We start from the raw sequence: 3,151 nt of genomic DNA, 5'->3' as shown, positions 1-3,151 counted from the left end.
CCTTGTGCGAGTTGGTGTGGTGGTTTCGTTTTTTTTATTCCGGGACCGCCGCGGGGGGCCGCGCCGGCCCGCGGGCCCCGGCCTGGGCCGCCGGGGGCGCCCCCCCCCCCGCGCCGCACGGCGCCCGCCTTTCACGGCCCGACGCCGCCTGCCGCGCCCCCACCCCTGACCTCCCTTCCTGACGACCAATCAATTCTCTTAAGTCGCACGGCTATCCGGAACGGACGCCGTGCCGGAAAGAGAGGCTGCCCGGACCCTTGCCGTGTCGCCCCGGTTCGCGAATGATGCTCCGGGCGTGTCGGTCGACGGTGGTCGCGATTCGCCCGCCACCCTCGAACCCGACCGGCCAGGAGGCCCGTTGTGCGGACGAACCGTCACATCCGGAGATCAGCCATGGTCGTCGGCGCCGCCCTGGCGCTGGTCGTCGCCCTGCCCCACACGGCCTTCGCGGCGCCGCCCCCGGCCCTGCCCGCCCAGGCCGAAGCGATCGAGCGGACCTTCCAGCCGGCCTACGACTACGACACCGACGGCTGCTACCCGACCCCCGCCATCGGCCCGACCGGAGTCCTGAACGGCGGCCTCAAGCCCACCGGCGCCCTCAACGGCAGCTGCCGTGACGCCTCGGACCTCGCCAACACCAACGGCTACTCCCGCTGGACCTGCAACAACGGCTGGTGCGCCGTGGTGTACGCGCTGTACTTCGAGAAGGACCAGGCCATCCCCGGCATCGAGCTCGGCGGCCACCGCCACGACTGGGAGCACGTGGTGGTCTGGATCCAGGGCAACGAGGCCAAATACGTCGCGACGTCCGCCCACGGCGACTTCGACATCCACGCGCGCGACCAGATCCGCTGGGACGGCACGCACCCCAAGATCGTCTACCACAAGGACGGCGTCGGCACCCACTGCTTCCGCGCCGCCAACACCAACGACGAACCGCCCGAGAACCACCGCCGCGCCTGGCAGTTCCCCGCACTCGTCGGCTGGTCGGGCTACCCCGCGACCCTGCGGGACAAGCTCAGCCAGGCCGATTTCGGCAGCGCGCACTTCGGCCTGAAGGACGGCTCCTTCGCATCCCACCTGGCCGAGGCCAAACCGGCGGGCATCCCCTTCGACCCCTACCAGACGTGACGCTGCTGCACGTAGGGGCCGGTCCGTTCCGCTCCGCCGCGCCCGCGCTCGCCTACGGATCCGGGCGCGTTCAGCGCGTACGACGTCCGCCGGTCTCCCCGTAGGCCGGCTGCGGTCCCCGGTACGCGGGAGGGAGCAGCTCGACGGGGCCGCGCAGCCGCAGTTCCCCGGGCAGGTCCAGGCGGCCCTCCCGCGTCGCGACGAGGGTCCGCCGGACGCTCAGCTGCGCCTCGACCGCGCACTCCCCGGTCCGGACGGCGATCAGGCGGGCGTCGCGGACCGCGGCGACCAGTCCGGTGATCCGGAAGACGACGGTGAGCCCCACGTCGACGGTGGCGGCCGGGGCCCCGTCCACCAGGACGTCCACCGCGGGCTCGTGGGTGGACGTGATGCTGTGCGTGGCCAGGGCGACCACCTCCTCGCTGCCCGGGTACCGGCGGGTCCGGCGGGCGGCGTCCCGGAGGGCGCTGTGCTTGGCCCAGCCGCCGGCGACCAGCGACACGAGGTCGATGTCGAGGAACCCGCCGATGACGGACGCCAGTCGCGCCTCGACGGCCCGGTCCGCCGCGTCCGTCAGGCCGCGCGGGCCGGGGAGGAGGCCCGTACCCGTGTGCTGGTCGTGCAGGGCCTCGGCCAGCCCGGCGGCGGCCCGGACCTCGTCGGGGCCCAGCAGGAAGGACCGGACGGTCGGGGGCGCGGCGATGGGGGCGGTGGTCATCTGTCTTCCTCCTGCACGGTCTGCTCTCCGGGGTCCGCACGCGGCTCCAGCCGTACCGAGTGCCCCGGCGGCCCGCTGACGCCGGTGCTCCCGGGGGAGGGGCGCAGCCGGGTGCCGACGTGCTCGTGCACCCAGCGCGGCCCCCGCTGACGGTGCGCCAGGTACGCCGCACCGGCGGCGGCCAGCAGGCCCGCGCCGAGGAGGCTCGAGCCGACCACCCAGCCGACGGAGGCCGGACCGCTCCCGGAATTCGCGTTCGGGTCCGGCGGGACGGGGGTCGGCGGGTCGGGCGTCGGAGGGGCAGGGGTCGGCGGGTCCGGCGTGGGCACCGGATCGGTGTCCGTGGCGGACGGTTCGGGGGACGGCTCCACGGACGGATCCGGGGCCGTCACGGTGAACGAGGCCTCGGCGGCGCGGCCCGGGTCCCCGGCGCACCGGACCAGCAGCGCGTGGTCGCCCGCGGTCTCGGTGTCCGAGATCTGGAGCGTGGCCTCGAACGTGCCCTCCTCCGAGACCTCGGAAGAGCCCAGCAGGCCTCCGTCCCAGAGCAGTTCGACACTCGGACAGTCGAATCCGGCACCGGTGAGGACGGGTTGCGCGATACCGGCCCGACCCTGGTCCGGAGTGACGGTCACCACCGGCTCTCCCACCGGGGGCGGCAACTCCCCGTCCACCACCGTGAAGGCGGCCGTGGCGACGTACGCGTCGTTCCGGTCGCAGACCGCCCGTACGAGGTGCTCCCCGGCGGAGGCGTCGGCCGGGACGGCGAACTCCGCGGTGAACCCCTCCTCGCCCTGGGCCATTTGGGCGGATCCGACCGGGACCTCGTCGTCCCAGTACAGCGAGACCGTACCGGGACGCTTCCCGAAACAGCCCGCGAATCCGGAGCCGTCGACCAGGACGGGCGTCCCCGCCTCACCCTCGGCCGGGCTCAGCACCAAGGAGGGCGCGGGCGCCGCGACCGCGACGACGGGTGCCGGTGCCGGTGCCCCAGCCCGGGCGGGCGGTGCGGCGACGGGGGAGCCCCACGCGACCGCCGCGCTCAGAAACACCGCGGTCAGCGATCGGACGGACCATCGGACAACGGCAGACATGACCCTCCGTGAGCCGTCTCCCATTCTCCTCCGCCCACCCGGCCCCCGCCCGTCGCCGGACCCGGCCCCCGCCCGTCGCCGGACCCGGCCCCCGCCCGTCGCCGGACCCGGCCCCCGCCCGTCGTCGGACCCGGCCCCCGCCCGTCGTCGGACTCGGGCCCGGGCCCGGGCCCGGACCCGGACCCGGACCCGGACCCGGACCCGGGCC

Annotated in this window: 3 protein-coding genes; 1 reads left to right on the top strand and 2 read right to left on the bottom strand. The window is 74.9% G+C overall.

Annotated features, from left to right (window positions below; translation table 11 throughout):
• Positions 1 to 393 precede the first annotated feature (393 nt).
• Positions 394 to 1,131, top strand: a complete 738-nt coding sequence (locus ACFWP3_RS41790; RefSeq protein ID WP_384232188.1) for an NPP1 family protein — start codon at positions 394 to 396, stop codon at positions 1,129 to 1,131.
• Between the two features lie 70 nt (positions 1,132 to 1,201).
• Here the strand turns inward: ACFWP3_RS41790 and ACFWP3_RS41785 are convergent, their stop codons facing one another.
• The gene (locus ACFWP3_RS41785; protein WP_384232187.1) at positions 1,202 to 1,849 is read right to left on the bottom strand and encodes a hypothetical protein; all 648 of its coding nucleotides are present in this window, start codon (positions 1,847 to 1,849) and stop codon (positions 1,202 to 1,204) included.
• The gene (locus ACFWP3_RS41780) at positions 1,846 to 2,943 is read right to left on the bottom strand and encodes a hypothetical protein (RefSeq protein WP_384232186.1); all 1,098 of its coding nucleotides are present in this window, start codon (positions 2,941 to 2,943) and stop codon (positions 1,846 to 1,848) included. The genes ACFWP3_RS41785 and ACFWP3_RS41780 overlap by 4 nt, the downstream gene beginning before the upstream one ends.
• Between the last annotated feature and the right edge of the window lie 208 nt (positions 2,944 to 3,151).

It is taken from the genome of Streptomyces sp. NPDC058525 (assembly GCF_042719495.1).
Taxonomy (GTDB): domain Bacteria; phylum Actinomycetota; class Actinomycetes; order Streptomycetales; family Streptomycetaceae; genus Streptomyces.
The sequence above is the reverse complement of the archived record's forward strand: the minus strand, read 5'-3'. Positions and strand labels throughout refer to the sequence as shown.